The organism is Glycomyces sp. NPDC048151, from assembly GCF_043202775.1.
Taxonomy (GTDB): domain Bacteria; phylum Actinomycetota; class Actinomycetes; order Mycobacteriales; family Micromonosporaceae; genus Glycomyces.
On sequence record NZ_JBIDBB010000002.1, the window covers coordinates 484,355 to 500,580 of the forward strand.

The following is a 16,226-nucleotide window of genomic DNA, read 5'->3' on the forward strand; positions in this document are numbered from 1 at the left end:
TCGCGCACCACGACGTGTTCGAGACGGTCCGCTGACGGCGTGTCGGTGGCACGTGATTGGCTGGTGGGATGGCGAAAACCGTGTACAACACAGCGACCAGCATCGACGGCTTCCTCGCGGACCCGGAGAACTCGCTCGAATGGCTCTTCACCGTCCCGGGCGGGCACCCGGAGGCCGAGGGCGGGGACGTGGAGACCCCGCTCGACGAATTCGGCGAGTTCCTCGCCGGGGTCGGCGCGATCTGCATGGGCTCCACCACGTACGAGTGGATCCTCGAGCACGAGCACCTGCTCGAGAACCCGGACAAGTGGGAGTACGAGGCGCCGGTGTGGGTGTTCACCTCCCGCGACCTCCCGGCGGTGCCGGGCGCGGACATCCGGTTCGCTTCCGGTGACGCCGCGAAGATCCACGCCGAGATGGCCGCGACCGCCGGGGACAAGGACCGGTGGATCGTCGGCGGCGGCGACCTCGTCGGCCAGTTCTTCGACGCCGGGCTCCTCGACGAGATCCGCGTCTCGCTCGCCCCGGTCTTCCTCGGCGACGGCGCGCCGCTCCTGCCGCGCCGCATCCTCTCGCACCACCTCGAACTCACCGAGACGAAGAGCGCGGGCCAGTTCGCTTGCCTCACTTACAAAGTGAAGTATTAGTTCGGACGACGGAGGGGGGAGGGCCCCTCCCCTCCCCCCTCCCCACCCCTGTCTCAATGACCCGCCCGGCCCAAGAGGGCCGGGCGGGTCGTTTGCCGATTAGTCGTTGTCGCCGTTGTCGTCACGGTCGTCGGCGTCGTTGTCGTCGTCGTCCGCGTCATCGGAGTCGTCGGCGTCATCGTCGCCGTCCGTGTCGTCGGCGGTCACCTCGGTGACCGTGCCGTCGAGGGCGTCGACCGCGACGTCCCATTCGGCGCCGTCGGCGTCGGTCACCTCGACGACCCAGACGGGCGCCTCGGCGGTGCCCTCGAGGTCGACGTCGTAGACCTCGCCGGGGACCTCCGCGAGCGCGGCCTCGACGGCCGCGTCCTCGCCGATGGCGTCGGCCGGGAGTGCGAAGTCGTCGTCATCGGCGCCAGAGCGGTCGTCCGCGTCGTCGTACTGGTCGTCCGCGTCGTCGCGATCGTCGTACTGGTCGTCCGAGCCGTCGGCCGCCTGCTCGATGCGGTCGTCGCGGTCGTCGATCTCGTCAGCTGCGAACGCCGCGGCGGTGCCGCCGCCGAGGAGCAGGACGCCTGCGGCGCCGGCGATGACGAGGGTGCGCTGGCGGCCGCGGAAGCGGCGGCGGGCGGGCTCGGGCTGGCCGGGGGCGGGGGTCTGCTGGGTGTCGGTCGGAGTGCTCATCTCGTGTCCTCTCGCTGGTGTGCGGTTGATGTCGGCAACGATGCGCCCCCGAACCTGAAGCCAAGCTGAAGTCACCTGAAGCCGTCTTCAGGAAACAGGGCAGCAAGCCCGTCGGGAACGGGTGATCAGCCGATCCGGGCACGGCTCAGTGCGTGTTTCGGCTGGCAGCGGGCGAAAGATCGTGTCCGGGAGCGACTTCAGCTTGGCTTCAGGTTCCCTGTGCCAAGCTTCGGGACATGCGATTGCTGATGGTGGAAGACGAGCAGCGGCTGGCCAAGATGGTCGCCGCCGGGCTGACGGCCGAGGGGTACGCCGTCGATCTCGCCCATGACGGCCGGACCGGCCTGTCGATGGCCCGCATCGGCGGCTACGACGCGATCATCCTCGACATCATGCTGCCGGCGATGAACGGCTACCAGGTGTGCGCGACCCTCCGCCAGGAGGGCGTCACCACGCCGATCCTCATGCTCACGGCCAAAGACGGCGAGTACGACGAGGCCGAAGGCCTCGACACCGGCGCCGACGACTACCTCACCAAGCCGTTCTCGTTCGTCGTCCTGCAGGCGCGCCTGCGGGCGATGATGCGCCGCGGCCGGTCCGCCGCGCCCACCGTCTGGCGCTTCGGCGACCTCACCGTCGACCCGGCCACCCGCACCTGTCGCCGCGGCGGCGAGGAGGTCGAGCTCACCTCGAAGGAGTTCTCCGTCCTCGAGTACCTGGCCAGCCGCGCCGGAGAGGTCGTCTCCAAGACCGAGGTCCTGCACCACGTGTGGGACTTCGCCTACGACGGCGACGTGAACATCGTCGAGGTCTACGTCTCCAACCTGCGCCGCAAGATCGACGCGCCCTACCGGCGCAACTCGATCGCGACCGTCCGCGGGGCGGGCTACCGGCTGGCGGCCGACGGTGGATAGGGCGCAGCGGGCCGAGATCCGGCGGGCCATGAAGCGCGCCGAAGGCAAGAAGCCGTTCTGGCGGCCCGAATCGGTGCGGGCGCGCACCACCGTGGGCGCGACCCTCGTCGTCGCGGTCGCGCTGGTCGCCGCCGGGCTCCTCGTCGTGACCCTGCTGCGCGACAACCTCTACGGCCGTGCCGAACTCACCGCCGAGGTCAACGCCCAGTCCGTCGCCGGGCAGCTCGCCTCGGGCGCGGCCCCCACAGCGATCGAGCTGCCTGACGACGACGAGCTCGTCCAGATCGTCGACGCCGACGGGAACGTGGTCGCCGCCAGCGAAGACCTCGAATCCGCCGCCCCGGTCGGGTCCTTCGCGCCCGAACCGGACCCCGTCGAGACGGCCGACGCGGCCGAGACCGACGACGAGGACGGCGACGACAGTGACGACGCCGAAGATGACGACGACGAGACGCCCTCAGGCGAGGACCCGACCACGGGCGGCGGCTCGGTCGGGTCGCGGATCGACTACGAGACCGTGACCGTGCCGGGCGAGGACGCGTCCTATCGGTTCGCGGCGCTCGCGGCCACCGCCCCTGACGGGCGGGTCTATGCGGTCTATTCGGGCGCTTCCCTTGAGACGCAGGAGGAAGCGGTGGCCAGCGTCGGGGCGACGATGGCGTGGGCGCTGGTGCCGCTGCTGCTGGTCGTCGCGGTGGTGACGTGGCTGGTGGTGCGGCGGGCGCTGCGGCCGGTGCGTGCGATCCAGAAGGAGCTCATCGAGATCACCGGCGGCGACCTGAGCCGCCGGGTGCCGGTTCCGGCGAGCCGGGACGAGATCCACAGCCTCGCGAGGACGACGAACATGACGCTCGCGGCGCTGGACGCGGCGGTCGCACAGCAGCGCCGGTTCGTCGCCGACGCCTCGCATGAGCTGCGCAGTCCGCTGGCGATTCTGCGGACGCAGTTGGAGATCGCCCGGGAGCATCCGGAGCTGCTCGATCTCGATGCGACGCTCGGCGATGTGACACGGCTGCAGGACCTCGCGAGCGACCTGCTGCTGCTCGCGCGTCTCGACGCCGGGGAGCGGCCGCCGCACGTGTCCGTGCCGTTCACGGAGCTGGTGCGGGAAGAGGTGGCGCGGCGGGCGGCCACCGATCGGGTGCCGGTACGTCTCGATGTGAAGGAGGACCTGTCGGTGTGGGGCGTGCGCGGGCACCTGGCGCGGGCGGTCGGGAACCTGCTGGCGAACGCGCAGCGGCATGCGGAGAGCGCGGTGTCGGTGCGGTTGACGGTGGAGGACGAGGACTGGCTGCGGCTCGAAGTGGCGGATGACGGGAACGGTGTGCCGCAAGGGCAGCGGCGGCGGATCTTCGACCGGTTCGTGCGGCTCGACGAGTCGCGCAGCCGTGACGAGGGCGGCGCGGGCCTGGGCTTGGCGATCGTGCAGGACGTGGCGTTGGAGCACCACGGCATGGTGTACGTGCTCGACGCGCCCGAGGGCGGAGCGCTGTTCCGTCTGGCGCTGCGGCGCACGGAACGGGGGTGGTGAAGGAGGAAATCTGCGGTGGACTGGGGTTCGAACCCCTAGCCGGTGACCGCGAGTCGGCGGTTTCGGGTTGGCGAAAAGCGGCGGTCGGCCTGGCACGGCGGTGATCGGGCGAGCCCTCCGGCAGGACGGCCGAGGCGGTCGGGTGCTGAGGAGCGCTCCGGGGACCGAACCAGGCGCCGTGAGGCGTCGTCGTCCGGTGGTCGGCCGACTGCGGCTGTGACGGGTTCTCGGGTTCTGGTCGGCCCTGTCGCGCGGCTAGTGGCGGTCCTTACGATGGCCGCATGAAAGCTTGGATCCCCCACGAGGCCGGTCTCGACCGGCTCGGCCCGGTTCCCGACGGCGTGGTCGTCGAGGTGTACGACGGCGGCGACTACCCGTCCGACCCCGGCGGGGTCGAGTTCCTGGTGCCTCCGGCCGCCCCCAAGTCGACGCTGCCGGGAATGGCCTACACGGCGCCGCCGGTGTTGCGGGACATGCCGAACCTGAAGGTCGTGCAGCTGCTCAGCGCCGGCGTCGAGCAGTGGGTGCCGGTCGTTCCCGAGGGGGTGCTGCTGTGCAACAACCGGGGCGCGCACACCGAGGTGACGGCCGAGTGGGTGATGGCCGCGGCGCTGGCGTCGGTGCGGCGGCTCGACGTGTTCGCCCGCAACCAGTCCGAGGGCAAGTGGGAACTCGCGTGGGGCACGACCCTGTCGGGGAAGTCGGCGGTGATCCTCGGAGCCGGATCGATCGGCGCTGCCGTGGCGCGGCGGTTCGAGGCGTCGGGCATGGAGGTGCGGATGGTCGCGCGGTCGGCCCGGCCGGGGGTCGGGACGCTCGCGGACCTGCCCGCACTGGTGCCCGAGGCCGATGTCGTGGTCGTCATGGTGCCGTTGACGCCGGAGACCGAGGGCCTGGTGGACGCCGCGTTCCTGGCGCGGATGAAGGACGGCGCGCTGCTGGTGAACGCGGCGCGCGGGAAGATCGTCGACACGGCGGCGCTGACGGCCGAAGTCGCTTCGGGGAGGCTGCGGTGCGCGCTGGACCTGACGGAGCCGGAGCCGCTGCCCGCCGACCATGAGCTGTGGGGCCTGGAGGGGGCGATCGTGACGCCGCACGTCGGCGGCGCGGTCCTCGGGTTCATCGAGCGGGTCTATCCGCGCGTGGGCGACCAGATCCGCCGTTTCGCGGCGGGCGAGGCGCTCCACAACGTGGTCGCGGACGGGTATTAGCGGGTGCGGGTCGCCGGGCGTCGGGCCGCTGATGGTTCGATGATGCGGTGACGATGCGATTCGAGGAACTGGGCTGGCGTGACTCGCCGATGGGCGAGATCAGTCTGCGGCGGCGGTTCGACCCGGAGGTGCAGGCCGAGGTCTACGAGGTCAAGCTCGACGAGGACTTCCTCATGTCGAGCCTGTTCACCGTGGCGGAGCGGGAACTCTCGCACCTCGGCCTGGCCCGGGTGTCCGGCGACGACCTGGACGTGGTCGTCGGCGGTCTCGGCCTGGGCTACACCGCGCTTGCGGCCCTTGAGGACCCGCGCGTGCGCGACCTGCTGGTCGTCGAGTACTCGGAGGCCGTCATCGACTGGCACGAGCGGGACCTCCTGCCCGACACGGTCGGCCTCGCGGCCGACGAGCGGGTGCGCCTGGTGTGCGCCGACTTCTTCGCCGCCGCGGTGAGCGAGGAGGGGTTCGACTCCGGCCGGGCCTTCGACGCGATCCTGCTCGACATCGACCACTCCCCCAGCCGGGTCCTGCACTCCCCGCACGCCGAGTTCTACACGGCCGCAGGGCTGCGTGCGATGGCCGCGCACCTCAAACCGGAAGGGGTGTTCGCGATCTGGTCGGACGACCCGCCGGAGCCGGAGTTCATGAGGGTGCTCATGGAGGTCTTCACGGGTGTGAAGGCCAAGCGGGTCTGGTTCGACAACCCCTACACGCGCGGGCGCTCCTCGAACACCGTGTACACGGCGGTCCGGGCCTAGTCAGGCGATCCTGGCGCCGAGCGGGACGTCCGCGTCGGGGGCCAGGAGGACCACTTCGCCGGTTCCTTCGACGGGGACGCCGAGCACCAGGACCTCGGACTTGAAGCCCGCGATGCGGCGCGGCGGGAAGTTCGTCACCGCGACCACCGTGCGGCCCACCAGTTCCTCAGCGCTGTAGCGGGCGGTGATCTGGGCGCTCGACTGCTTGACGCCGTGGTCGCCGAAGTCGATCCACAGTTTGTACGCGGGGACGCGGGCCTTCGCGTTCACCTCGGTCTTGACGACGCGTCCGGCGCGGATCTCGGTGCGGAAGAAGTCCTCGGCGGTGCTCTCAGGCGCGGGTTCGGTCATCGCCGCAGAATAGCGTCAGTCCGCCGCGAACCGCGCCCGCATTTCCGCCAGCGCCTCGTCGGTGAGGCGGCCGTAGAGGCGCAGTCGGGCCATGCCGCCGTCGGGGAAGATGTTGAGCCGCACGGAGGTCGCCGGCCTGTCGTTGTCGAGGACGAAGCGGTGGGGCGTGTCCGGTTGGAGTGCGGTGCGCGGCAGGAGTTCGAAACTGGTGTCGCCGTCGCGGGCTTCGATGGAGGCCCAGCCGGGGGCGTTGTGCTTGAGGTGGGTCGTGTCGAGTTCGGCGATGCGGACGACGCCGCGTCCGGCGAGGCGGACGTCGAGCCATTCGTGTCCTGGTTCGCGGCGGCGGGCGGTCTCCCAGCCGTCGGCCTGGCTGGCGGGGAGGCCGGGCATGATCGCGCCGACCGGGTTGGAGTAGAAGGCGTTCGAGGCGCCGGTGACGGTGGCGCCGTTGGCGAGGGCGGCGAGGTCGAGCGGGAGGTCGGCGAAGGCGACGGGGTCGGGTACGGGTGTGCCGTGGACGCGGAGTCGGGCGATGCCGCCGTCGGGGTGCATGTTGAGGCGCACGTGGGTCCAGCGGCGGGTGTCGTGGACTTCGTATTCGTTGACGCTGTCGCCCTTGGCGTCGGAGACGGGGACGAGCGGGTGCCAGTCGGCGTCGCGGAGGTCGGCGGGCGAGGGGTATCCGGTGGTGCGGCAGGCGTCGAGGGAGATGCGGGGCGGGTAGTTGCCGGTGAAGTAGGCGGTGTCGACGACGATGCCGCTGACGGTGCCGGGGACGCCGAGGCGGATGACCGCCCAGTCGTGGCCGTCATGGTTGCCGGTGGCGTTGTCGCGGCGGCGGCGGGTCTCCCAGCCGTCGTAGAGCTGTCCTTTGTGGCCGAACGTGTGAGCTTGGTGGAGGACGGGGTAGGGCCTGATGAGGTTTTCCTTCTCGGCGAAGGACTCGTCGTTGGCGGCGAGGACGGCGCCGCCGAGGGCGCGGGCGGCGAGGTCGGGGAGCGTCCGCCAGTCGTCCGGGTCGGGTGCGGCCGTGGCGGGCTGCGTGTCGGTCATCGGGTGCTCCTTCGCAGTTGGCGGCCGCGCGGGGCGGCTTCGGTGTCGATGCGTCTGCCGCGCAGCCAGGTCGAGACGACGGTGCCGGTGAGTGCTGCGCCGTCGTAGGGCGTGACGGGGTGGCGGTGGAGGAGGTCGGCGGCGCGGACGGTCCATTCCCGTTCGGGGTCGAAGGCGACGAGGTCGGCGTCGGCTCCGGTCGCTATGCGGCCCTTGCGGTGGAGGCCGACGAGGTCGGCGGGGCCGGCGCACATCCAGCGGGCGAGGTCGGCGAGGGCGAGGCCGCGTTTGCGGGCCTCGTTCCAGACGACGGGGAGTCCGATCTGGAGTGAGGCGATGCCGCCCCAGGCGGTGGCGAAGTCACCGGTCTTCATGGCGGGCGGGCTGGGCGAGTGGTCGGAGACGACGATGTCGATGCGGCCGTTGACGAGTCCGTCCCAGAGGGCGTCGCGGTTGGCGTCGCCGCGCAGGGGCGGGCAGCATTTGAAGGCGGTGGCGCCGTCGGGGACACGTTCGGCGGCGAGGGTGAGGTAGTGGGGGCAGGTCTCGGCGGTGATGCGGACGCCGTCGCGGCGGGCGGCGTCGATCGCGTCGAGGGCTTCGGCGGCGGCGAGGTGGAGGATGTGGACGCGGGCGCCGGTGGCGCGGGCGGCTTCGATGACCTCGCGGACGGCGCTGGTCTCGGCTTCGGGGGGCCGGGTGGCGAGGAAGCCGTCGAAGGCGGGGGCGGTGGGGGTGTCGTGGAGGTGGGCGGGGTCTTCGGCGTGGACGAGGAGCAGGGAGTCGAGGGCGGCGACGGTGGCGCAGGCCTGGCGGAGTCCGGCGGTGTCGAGGGGCGGGAACTCGTCGACTCCCGAAGGGGCCGTGAAGCATTTGAAGCCGAAGACGCCGGCGTCGTGGAGGCTCTTGCGTTCGGGGTCGTTGCCGGGGATGGCGCCGCCCCAGAAGCCGGTGTCGACCCATGTCTGGTGTTCGGCCGCGGCGCGTTTGGCGGCGAGGGCGGCGGTGTCGACCGTGGGCGGGAGGCTGTTGAGGGGCATGTCGACGATGGTGGTGACCCCGCCTGCGGCGGCGGCGCGGGTGGCGGTGGCGAAGCCTTCCCATTCGGTGCGGCCGGGTTCGTTGACGTGGACGTGGGTGTCGACGAGGCCGGGCAGGAGGGCGAGGTCGCGGAGGTCTTCGGTGCGGTGGGCGGGGATCGGCTCGTCGTAGTCGCCGATGACGGCGATGCGCTCGCCCGCGATCGCGACGGCGGCGGGCCGCTCCCCGTCGGGGAGGACGGTGCGGCGGGAGCGGAGTACCAGGTCGTAGATGACGGGAGCGGCGATGTCGTACGGGTCGGTCATCATGGTGACTCCAGGTGCGCTAACGGTTACGAGGAGGGAGGGGTGATGCGGCGGAAGGCGGTGGGCGGAGCGGTGGCCCGTGGCTCGGCGGGGCCGGAGCGGTGGAGCGGAGGTGGTGCTGACTGGTCATGACGCCTCGGCTTTCGCGGCGTTGTAGGCGCGCCAGGAGCCGTGGGCGGTGATGTCGATGAGCTCGGGCAGGTCGGCGCAGTCGTCGCGCAGGCGCATGCCGAGCGCTTCGGTGCCGTCGGCCATGCCGACGACGCCAAGTTCGAGGTCGGCCGGTTCGGCCGGCAGGAGGGAGGTCCGAAGGACGGCGAGGTCGATGTCGTAGAGCTCGCCTTCGATCGCCGCCCCTTGGCCTTCGGGCGCGAGCTGGAGGGCCGGGTGGTCGTCGCCGACGGAGTGCAGCCGGTAGATCGGCAGCGTCGTGGCGGGGCCGACGAACGGCGCGCCGCCGATGAGGTGGTGGAGGTTGCCGCCTTTCATGCCGCCTCCGTTGAGGAACATGTGGACCATCGTCGGCTCCTTCAGTGCTCGGGTCGATCGTTCGGCTGTGGCTGTGGCTGTGGCTGCGGTTCGGGGTCGCGGACCGGCGGGTGCCGGTTCGGGCCGCCCGAGTCCGGTTCGGGCTGCGGCCGGTGCTCGTTCGGGTCTGCGGTGCTCGGTATCGGTTCGGGCGGGCTCGTTGCTCGGTGGTCTCCTCGGTGTCTGTCGGGACCGTCGCGGGTTCGGACGGTCGCGCTTCGGGCCGTGCCCTGTCGGTCGCCGCCCGGGTCAGTGGTGGATCGGGCCCTCGGCGTTGGTGAGGAACCCGGCCCGGGCGTCGTTGCGGACCGCGACGATCTCCGCGACGATCGACAACGCCGTCTCGTCCGCGGTGCGGCCGTTCAGGTCGAGGCCGATCGGCGAGCGGAGGCGGGCCAGCGCGTCCTCGGCGAGCCCTGCCTCGCGGAGCCGTTCGAGGCGGTCGCGGTGGGTCGCCCGGGACCCGAGCGCGCCGATGTACCCGGCCTCGGAGGCGAGGGCGCGTTCAAGCAGCGGCAGGTCGAACTTCGCGTCGTGGGTGAGCACGACGATCGCCGTGTCGGCGTCGACGGCGGCCTGGTCGAAATGGCGGTGCGGCCAGTCCACGATCACCTCGTCGGCGTCGGGGAAGCGGATCTCGGTGGCGAACACCGGCCGGGCGTCGCAGACCGTGACCCTGAATCCGAGGGTCTTGGCGACGCGCACGATCGGCGCGGCGAAGTCCACCCCGCCGTAGACGAGGAGCCGCGGCGGCGGCGAGTAGACCTCGACCGCGAACCGGACGGCGGTGTCGCCCTCGACAGCACCGCCCCGTACCGTGCCCGAGACCGCCGGTAGGTCGATCGCGCCGAGCTCGAGGCGACCGGCGAATCCGTTGGGGCTGATGGCGACCGCGTCGCCCACGTGCGGGCCGTCGACGGCGCGCACGAGCGAGACCGGCTCTCCCGCGAGGATCGCGTCGAGCGCCGCGCCGATCGCGGGGTCGTCGGGTTCGACGCGGACGACGAGCACCTCCATTGAGCCCTCGCATGTGATGCCCAGGTAGAACCGTTCCTCCTCCGTGGAGCCGAACGACTCCGTCGCGGCCGTCCCGGACTCGAGGACCTCCTGGCAGCGCACGTACACGGCGGCCTCCACGCACCCGCCCGACACGCCGCCCACGGCCGTGCCGTCGGCGTCGACCGCCAAAGCGGTGCCCAGCGGGCGCGGGGAGGACCCGGTGGTGGCGACGACCGAAGCGAGCGCGAAGGGCCTCCCGGCGTCCATCCAGGCGCGGAGCGTCGCGGCGATGTCCTTCATGGCTGCCTCCCGAGGTGGGCGGTCAGGTGTTCGGGCCTGACCGGGATGTGCGTGAGCGCGAGGCCCGTCGCGTCGCGGATCGCGGCGACGATCGCGGGCGTCGAGGACAGCGTGGGCGGCTCGCCCGCGCCGCGGAGTCCGTACGGCGCTTCGGGATCGGCGTTCTCGACGATGTGCAGCCGCATCGGCGGCATGTCGAGGATGGTGGGGATGAGGTAGTCCGTGAAGGACGCGTTCCTGACGCGCCCCCGGTCGGTGATCATCTCCTCCATGACGGCGAGCCCGAGGCCCTGCGCGGAGCCGCCGTGGATCTGGCCTTCCAGGGCGACCGGGTTCATGGCCTTGCCGACGTCCTGGACGCAGGTCAGGTCGACGACCTTGACGAGCCCCAGCTCCACGTCGACGTCCACAGTGGCGCGATGCACGCACAGGGCGAGCTGGACGTGCGACTCGCCTTGGCCCGTGACGGGATCCATGGGCTTGGTCTCGCGGTGGCGGAACACGCGGGTCGCCTCGATCGGGCCGTCGGCGAGGTCGCGGTCGGCCCACAGCTCGCGCACGGCCTCGCACGCGGCCTTCACGGCCCCGCCGGTCATGTACGACTGGCGCGACGCCGACGAGGAGCCGGCCGACCCGGCCTTCGTGTCGTTGGCGAGCAGCTCGACCCGGTCGACCCCGAGCTCGGTGCGCGCGATCTGCGCCTGGAGGCTCCAATGCCCCTGCCCCACTTCGGCGGCGGCAGTGTGCACGTAAGCGACCGTGGCGCCGTCGACGAGTTCGAGGCGGACGCTCGCGGTCGAGTAGTCGTCGAACCCTTCGGAGTAGCAGACGTTCTTGAGGCCGACACCGTAGCCGACGCCGCGGCGCACGCCCTCGCCGTGCGTCGTGTTGCCCGTCCCGCCGGGCAGTTCGACGATGTCGCGCCCGACAGGGACGGCCGGGACCGGCACCGTCTTGATGCGGCCGAGCATGTCGGCGAGCGGCGAGAACGGCCGCCCGTCGTCGGACCGGGACGGGTCGTACGCGTCGACGATCTGCCCGGTGATGAGCTTGGAGCCCTGCGCGACCGCGTTGCGGCGGCGGAACTCCAGCGGGTCGAGGCCGAGCGCGTCCGCCAGCGCGTCCATCTGGGACTCGTACGCGAAGCAGGTCTGGACGCCGCCGAAGCCGCGCATCGCCCCGCACGGCGGGTTGTTCGTGCGCGCGCCCCACGCGTCGACGCTCACGTGCTCGACCTCGTAGGGCCCCACGGCGAGTGAGGCGGCGTTGCCGACGACGGCCTCGGTCGTGGAGGCGTACGCGCCGCCGTCGAGGACGATGCGGGCCTTGACGTACAGGAGCTTCCCGTCGACGTCGGCCGCGTGCTCGTACCGCATCCGCGCCGGGTGCCGGTGCACGTGGCCGACGAAGGACTCGGCGCGGTCGTACATCATCTTGACCGGCCGGGCGGTCGCGAGCGCGAGCATCGCCATGTGGATCTGCACGGACAGGTCCTCGCGGGCGCCGAACGCGCCGCCGATCCCGGCGATCGCCATGTGGATGCGGTCCGGCTCCAGTCCGAGGCAGGGAGCGATCTGCTCCAGGTCGGAGTGGACCCACTGGGTGGCGACGAACAGCTCGACGCCGCCGTCGCCGCTCGGCACGGCCACTCCGGACTCGGGGCCGAGCGGGGCCTGGTCCTGCATGCCGACCACGTATTCGCGGGTGACGACGGCGGCCGGGACCTGCGCGTCGGGGTCGCCCACGCGCACCGGCTGGTACCGGAAGTAGTTCCCGGCCTCGACGGCTTCCTCAGGGTCCCAGAGGGTTTCGAGCTCCTCGTATTCGACCTCGACGAGTTCGGCGGCGCGGCGGGCGAGGTCGAGGGTCTCTGCGGCGACGATCGCGACCGGTTCGCCCTGGTAGTTGACCTCGTCGGCGGCGAGCACGGGCTGGTCGGCCTCGATGAGCCCGTAGTGGCGCTTCCCGGGTACGTCGTCGGCGGTGAGGACCGCTGCGACGCCGGGCAGGGCGCGGGCGGCGGCGGTGTCGATCGCGACGATGCGTGCCCGCGGGTGGGGGCTGCGGAGCGTGTGGCCCCAGAGCATCCCGGGGAAGGCGAGGTCGGAGGCGTAGTCGAAGGCGCCGTTGGCTTTCGCTTCGGCGTCGGGGCGGGTGGGGCTGGACCCGACGCCGCCGTGGCGGTGTGGGGTCCCGACCCCGCCGGCTGCCCTTGTCGGCGGGGTCGGAGTCTCGGTGCGCGCAGACTGTTGGGGCGCTGCGGGTTCAGGCATCGCGGGCCTCCCTGAGGTTCGCGCTGGCGGCGGCGAGGTCGCGGGCGAGCGTCGCGGTGTCGGCGGTGCGCAGTTCGCCTCGTGCGACCACGGTCCTTCCGGCGACGGTGAGGAGCCGCAGTGGCGCAGGCGGTCCGAGGACGAGGGCCGCGACGGGGTCGTTGATGCCGGCGTGGCCGAGGCCGGTGAGGTCCCACAGGGCGATGTCGGCCTGCTTGCCGGGCTCGAGCGAGCCGATCTCGGTGTCGCGGCCGAGGACGCGGGCGCCGCCGATCGTGCCGAGGCGCAGGGCGGTGCGGGCGTCCATCGCGTGCGGGCCCTTGAGCTGCCGCGCGGTGTAGAGGGCCTGGCGCAGCTCCTCGCCGAGGTGCCCGGCCTCCTGGCTGGCCGCTCCGTCGACGCCGAGGCCGACGGGGATGCCGGCGTCGAGCATGGCGGGGACGTCGGCGAGGCCGGTGCCCAAGCGGGCGTTGGAGGACGGGCAGTGGGCGACGCCGGTCCCGGCGGCGCCGAGGCGGCGCTGCGCGTCCGCGTCGAGGTGCACGGCGTGGGCGAGCCACGCGTCGTCGGCGATCCAGCCGGTCTTGTCCATGTACTCGACGGGGTCGCAGCCGTGGACCTCTTGGCAGAAGTCGGCCTCGTCGAGGGTCTCGCACAGGTGGGTGTGGAGGCGGACGCGCTTGTCGCGGGCGAGCGCGGCCGATTCGCGGAGCAGCTCGGTGGAGACGGAGAACGGCGAGCAGGGGGCGACCGCGATGCGGACCATCGCGCCGGGGGCCGGGTCGTGGTAGCGGTCGACGGCGTCGGACGTGGCGGCGAGCGCGGCGTCGATGTCCTCGACGAGGTGGTCGGGCGGGAGGCCGCCGTCGCTGACGCCCCGGTCCATGGAGCCGCGCGCGAGGTGGAGGCGGACGCCGATCCGCGCGGCAGCGGCGATCTGGACGTCGACGAGGTCGGCGGCGTGGCCCTTCGGATAGACGTAGTGGTGGTCGGCGGCGGTGGTGCACCCGGAGAGGGCGAGCCACGCGAGACCGGCGGCGTTGGACGCGGCGACATGCTCCGGGCCGATGCGCGCCCACACGGGGTAGAGGTCGACGAGCCACTCGAAGAGCGTGTGGTCGGTCGCGTACCCCCTTGTGGCCCACTGGTACAGGTGGTGGTGGGTGTTGACCAGGCCGGGCGTGGCGAGGCAGCCGGCGCCGTCGATGTACTGCGCGCCTTCGATTCGCGGGGCTTCGCCCGCGCCCACGGCGGTGATGACGCCGTCGTCGACGACGATGTGGCCGCTCGCGTGCTCGGTCCCGGCGGCGTCCACGGCCGCGATCGCGGCGTGCTCGATCACAATGGGGGTCATGGCGTCTCCTCCGCGGTGCCGGCGGCGCGCGAGATCCCGGCGATGCCGATCCACCGGTCGTCGATGCGGGGCTTCCCGTCGGGTGCGGGCGCTGCCGGGCCGTCCCCCATGGCCTCGGCGGCAGCGTGCACCGCGTCGATGATCTTCTCGTAGCCCGTGCACCGGCACAGGTTCCCCGCCAGCGCCTCACGGATGTGAAGGTCGCCCGGGTCGGGTTCGCGGGCCAGGAGGTCCGCGACCGAGACGAGCAGGCCGGGCGTGCAGAACCCGCACTGCACGGCCCCGCACGCGACGAACGCGTCGCGCACCGGCCGGGGCACCGCGCCCACGACCGTCTTCACTTCGCGCCCTTCGCACTGCGCGGTCGCGACCAGGCACGAGCAGACCGGGTCGCCGTCGAGCAGCACCGTGCACGACCCGCATTCGCCCTGCTCGCAGGCGTTCTTCGTGCCGGTGAGCCCGAGCCGGTCGCGCAGGGTCGAGAGCAGGCTCTCCCCCGGCCGGTCGATCTCGGCGACGGCGGCCTCGCCGTCGATCCGCATCTCCACCTTCATCGGCTGCTCCTCGCTTCATGCGCGGCGGTCCAGACCCGCCGCAGTGCCCGCGCGGCGCACACCGCCAGCGCGTGGCGCCGGTAGTCGGCGGTGCCGCGCACGTCGTCGATGGGCCGCGCCGCGGCGGCGACCCGACGGCCGAACTCCTCGGCGAGCGCGTCGTTGAACAGGCCCGGCCGCGCCCAGGGCAGTTCGATCAGGTTCGCGTCGGGCGCGGTGAGCGGCGTCGGCCCGGCCGAGCCGATGCCCGTGCCGAGGCGCCGCGTCTCGAGGTCGAGCGCGACCGCGAGCGAGCACACGGCGATGACCATGGCGTTGCGCGTCCCGACTTTGAGGAACTGCTGCGGACCAATCGCCTTCGGGACGGTGACCGCGGTGATGAGCTCACTCGGTCGCAGGACGCTGCGTTTGGGGCCGGTGTAGAACTCTCCGACCGGGACGGTGCGCGTGCCCGCGTCGGAGGCGATCTCGATGAGCGCGCCGGTGGCGAGGAGCGGCGGGTGGCCGTCCCCGGCCGGGGAGGCCGTGGCGAGGTTGCCGCCGAGGGTGCCGCGGTTGCGGATCTGCGGGGAGCCGACGGTGCGCGCGGCGGCGGCGAGCCCGGGGAGGACCGTAGCCAGCTCGGCGCAGATCCGTGCGTACGGGACGCCCGCGCCGATGCGGACCGCGTCGCCTTCGTCGACCCATTCGCGCAGTTCGCCGAGACGGGTGAGGTCGAGCATCGCGGCGGGCCGGGCGAGGCGGTAGTTGACGGCGACCATGAGGTCGGTGCCGCCCGCGACCGGGACGGCCTCGGGGTGGGCGGCGAGGAGCCGCAGCGCCTCAGTGAGGTCGGCGGGGCGGTGGAAGACGGCCGTGGGTGCGGCGGTGCTCATGCCTCCTCCCTTCGGACCGTGCCCTCGATGAGCCCGTACGGGAGGTCTCCGGCTTGGAAGACCACGCCGGGGTTGTCGAGGCCGAACCGTCCGAGGTCGTAGAGGTAGTGGTGCCGGTTCGGCAGCGACAGGCGGACCTCCCGGGCCTCGGGGATCGCCTTCAGTATGCGCTCGCCGACGGCGTGGAGGGTCTGTTGCAGCGAGAGCGAGTAGGTGTCGGCGAACGCGGCGAGGAGCGCCCCGCGGGCCCTGGTGAACGCGTGGTCGTAGAAGGCGCTGTCGAAGAACGCGTCCTGGTCGGCCTGGTAGTCCCAGGTGGCGGTGACGGCAGTGGCGAGGATCCGGTCGTCGGTCTCGGCGAGGATCGTGTACTCGTCGTGGAGGAAGCCGGTGAACTCGGAGTCGGTGGTGTTGAGCAGCAGCAGGTCCCGCACGCCGGAGGCGGTGCGCGCGCTGGCGCCGTCGTAGACGACCTCGGTGGTGCGCAGTTCGCCGCCTTCGCCGCGGGTGAAGGAGTGGTCGCCGATGCGGGTCCAGGCGTGCTCCTCGATGCGGACGCGGGCGGCCGTGATCGAGGGGGTGTTGTCGGTGAAGTGGCGGGCGAGCCGTTCGGCGAAGGTCTCGATCGCGCCGACCCCGTCCCTGGCAAACGCGTACACGGTGTTCTTCTGGGTGTCGGTGGGCAGGACGCCGGTGTTGTCGCCGGTGTAGTGGGTCGCGTCGAGGTCGCCCGAGAGCGCGGTGTGCACGGTGAGGTCGCGCAGCTCGTGGCGCGCGGACTCGCGGCCGACGCGGACGAGGCGGATCCCGGACTTGCCGTAGCTGTTGGGGCCCATGGTGAACGGCAT

General features: G+C 72.3%; 16 protein-coding genes. 5 read left to right on the forward strand and 11 right to left on the reverse strand.

Features of this window, described 5'->3' with window-relative positions; genetic code table 11:
• Nucleotides 1-68: 68 nt before the first annotated feature.
• On the forward strand, nt 69-647 hold the full coding sequence (locus tag ACGGCP_RS05690) for a dihydrofolate reductase family protein (protein WP_392961522.1): 579 nt from the start codon (nt 69-71) through the stop codon (nt 645-647).
• Nucleotides 648-746: 99 nt separating this feature from the next.
• Here the strand turns inward: ACGGCP_RS05690 and ACGGCP_RS05695 are convergent, their stop codons facing one another.
• On the reverse strand, nt 747-1,331 hold the full coding sequence (locus ACGGCP_RS05695) for a PepSY domain-containing protein (RefSeq protein WP_392961524.1): 585 nt from the start codon (nt 1,329-1,331) through the stop codon (nt 747-749).
• Between the two features lie 236 nt (nt 1,332-1,567).
• Between ACGGCP_RS05695 and ACGGCP_RS05700 the strand changes: the two genes are divergently transcribed.
• The 4 genes from ACGGCP_RS05700 to ACGGCP_RS05715 all read left to right on the forward strand — a co-directional run bounded on the left by ACGGCP_RS05700 (nt 1,568) and on the right by ACGGCP_RS05715 (nt 5,742).
• Nucleotides 1,568-2,245 carry a response regulator transcription factor gene (locus ACGGCP_RS05700; RefSeq protein WP_392961527.1) on the forward strand — a complete coding sequence of 226 codons (678 nt, stop codon included), beginning with the start codon at nt 1,568-1,570 and terminating at the stop codon, nt 2,243-2,245.
• 28 nt (nt 2,246-2,273) lie between these two features.
• Nucleotides 2,274-3,776 (forward strand): sensor histidine kinase, encoded by a 1,503-nt coding sequence (locus ACGGCP_RS05705; protein WP_392962039.1) that lies wholly within the window; start codon nt 2,274-2,276, stop codon nt 3,774-3,776.
• Between the two features lie 281 nt (nt 3,777-4,057).
• Complete coding sequence (locus ACGGCP_RS05710) at nt 4,058-4,987, forward strand: 2-hydroxyacid dehydrogenase (RefSeq protein WP_392961530.1); 930 nt, start codon at nt 4,058-4,060, stop codon at nt 4,985-4,987.
• Between the two features lie 47 nt (nt 4,988-5,034).
• Nucleotides 5,035-5,742 carry a spermidine synthase gene (locus ACGGCP_RS05715; protein WP_392961532.1) on the forward strand — a complete coding sequence of 236 codons (708 nt, stop codon included), beginning with the start codon at nt 5,035-5,037 and terminating at the stop codon, nt 5,740-5,742.
• Here ACGGCP_RS05715 and ACGGCP_RS05720 read toward each other — a convergent pair whose 3' ends face one another.
• From ACGGCP_RS05720 to pucL, 10 genes are all read right to left on the reverse strand, one after another.
• The gene (locus tag ACGGCP_RS05720; protein ID WP_392961535.1) at nt 5,743-6,093 is read right to left on the reverse strand and encodes a tRNA-binding protein; all 351 of its coding nucleotides are present in this window, start codon (nt 6,091-6,093) and stop codon (nt 5,743-5,745) included. It abuts the gene before it with no gap.
• A 15-nt stretch (nt 6,094-6,108) separates the two neighbouring features.
• A complete protein-coding gene (alc, locus tag ACGGCP_RS05725; protein ID WP_392961537.1) occupies nt 6,109-7,149 on the reverse strand; it encodes an allantoicase in 1,041 nt (346 codons plus the stop codon).
• On the reverse strand, nt 7,146-8,498 hold the full coding sequence (gene allB / locus ACGGCP_RS05730; RefSeq protein ID WP_392961540.1) for an allantoinase AllB: 1,353 nt from the start codon (nt 8,496-8,498) through the stop codon (nt 7,146-7,148). Before allB ends, alc begins: the two co-directional genes overlap by 4 nt.
• A gap of 123 nt (nt 8,499-8,621) precedes the next feature.
• Nucleotides 8,622-9,014 carry a gamma-glutamylcyclotransferase gene (locus tag ACGGCP_RS05735; RefSeq protein WP_392961543.1) on the reverse strand — a complete coding sequence of 131 codons (393 nt, stop codon included), beginning with the start codon at nt 9,012-9,014 and terminating at the stop codon, nt 8,622-8,624.
• Between the two features lie 258 nt (nt 9,015-9,272).
• Complete coding sequence (locus tag ACGGCP_RS05740; RefSeq protein ID WP_392961546.1) at nt 9,273-10,322, reverse strand: XdhC family protein; 1,050 nt, start codon at nt 10,320-10,322, stop codon at nt 9,273-9,275.
• Nucleotides 10,319-12,595 carry a molybdopterin cofactor-binding domain-containing protein gene (locus tag ACGGCP_RS05745; RefSeq protein WP_392961549.1) on the reverse strand — a complete coding sequence of 759 codons (2,277 nt, stop codon included), beginning with the start codon at nt 12,593-12,595 and terminating at the stop codon, nt 10,319-10,321. The genes ACGGCP_RS05740 and ACGGCP_RS05745 overlap by 4 nt, the downstream gene beginning before the upstream one ends.
• Complete coding sequence (locus tag ACGGCP_RS05750) at nt 12,588-13,949, reverse strand: 8-oxoguanine deaminase (RefSeq protein WP_392961552.1); 1,362 nt, start codon at nt 13,947-13,949, stop codon at nt 12,588-12,590. Before ACGGCP_RS05750 ends, ACGGCP_RS05745 begins: the two co-directional genes overlap by 8 nt.
• Nucleotides 13,946-14,503, reverse strand: a complete 558-nt coding sequence (locus ACGGCP_RS05755; protein WP_392961555.1) for a (2Fe-2S)-binding protein — start codon at nt 14,501-14,503, stop codon at nt 13,946-13,948. Before ACGGCP_RS05755 ends, ACGGCP_RS05750 begins: the two co-directional genes overlap by 4 nt.
• Nucleotides 14,500-15,378 carry an FAD binding domain-containing protein gene (locus ACGGCP_RS05760; RefSeq protein WP_392961558.1) on the reverse strand — a complete coding sequence of 293 codons (879 nt, stop codon included), beginning with the start codon at nt 15,376-15,378 and terminating at the stop codon, nt 14,500-14,502. The genes ACGGCP_RS05755 and ACGGCP_RS05760 overlap by 4 nt, the downstream gene beginning before the upstream one ends.
• On the reverse strand, nt 15,375-16,226 hold the full coding sequence (gene pucL, locus ACGGCP_RS05765; RefSeq protein WP_392961561.1) for a factor-independent urate hydroxylase: 852 nt from the start codon (nt 16,224-16,226) through the stop codon (nt 15,375-15,377). Before pucL ends, ACGGCP_RS05760 begins: the two co-directional genes overlap by 4 nt.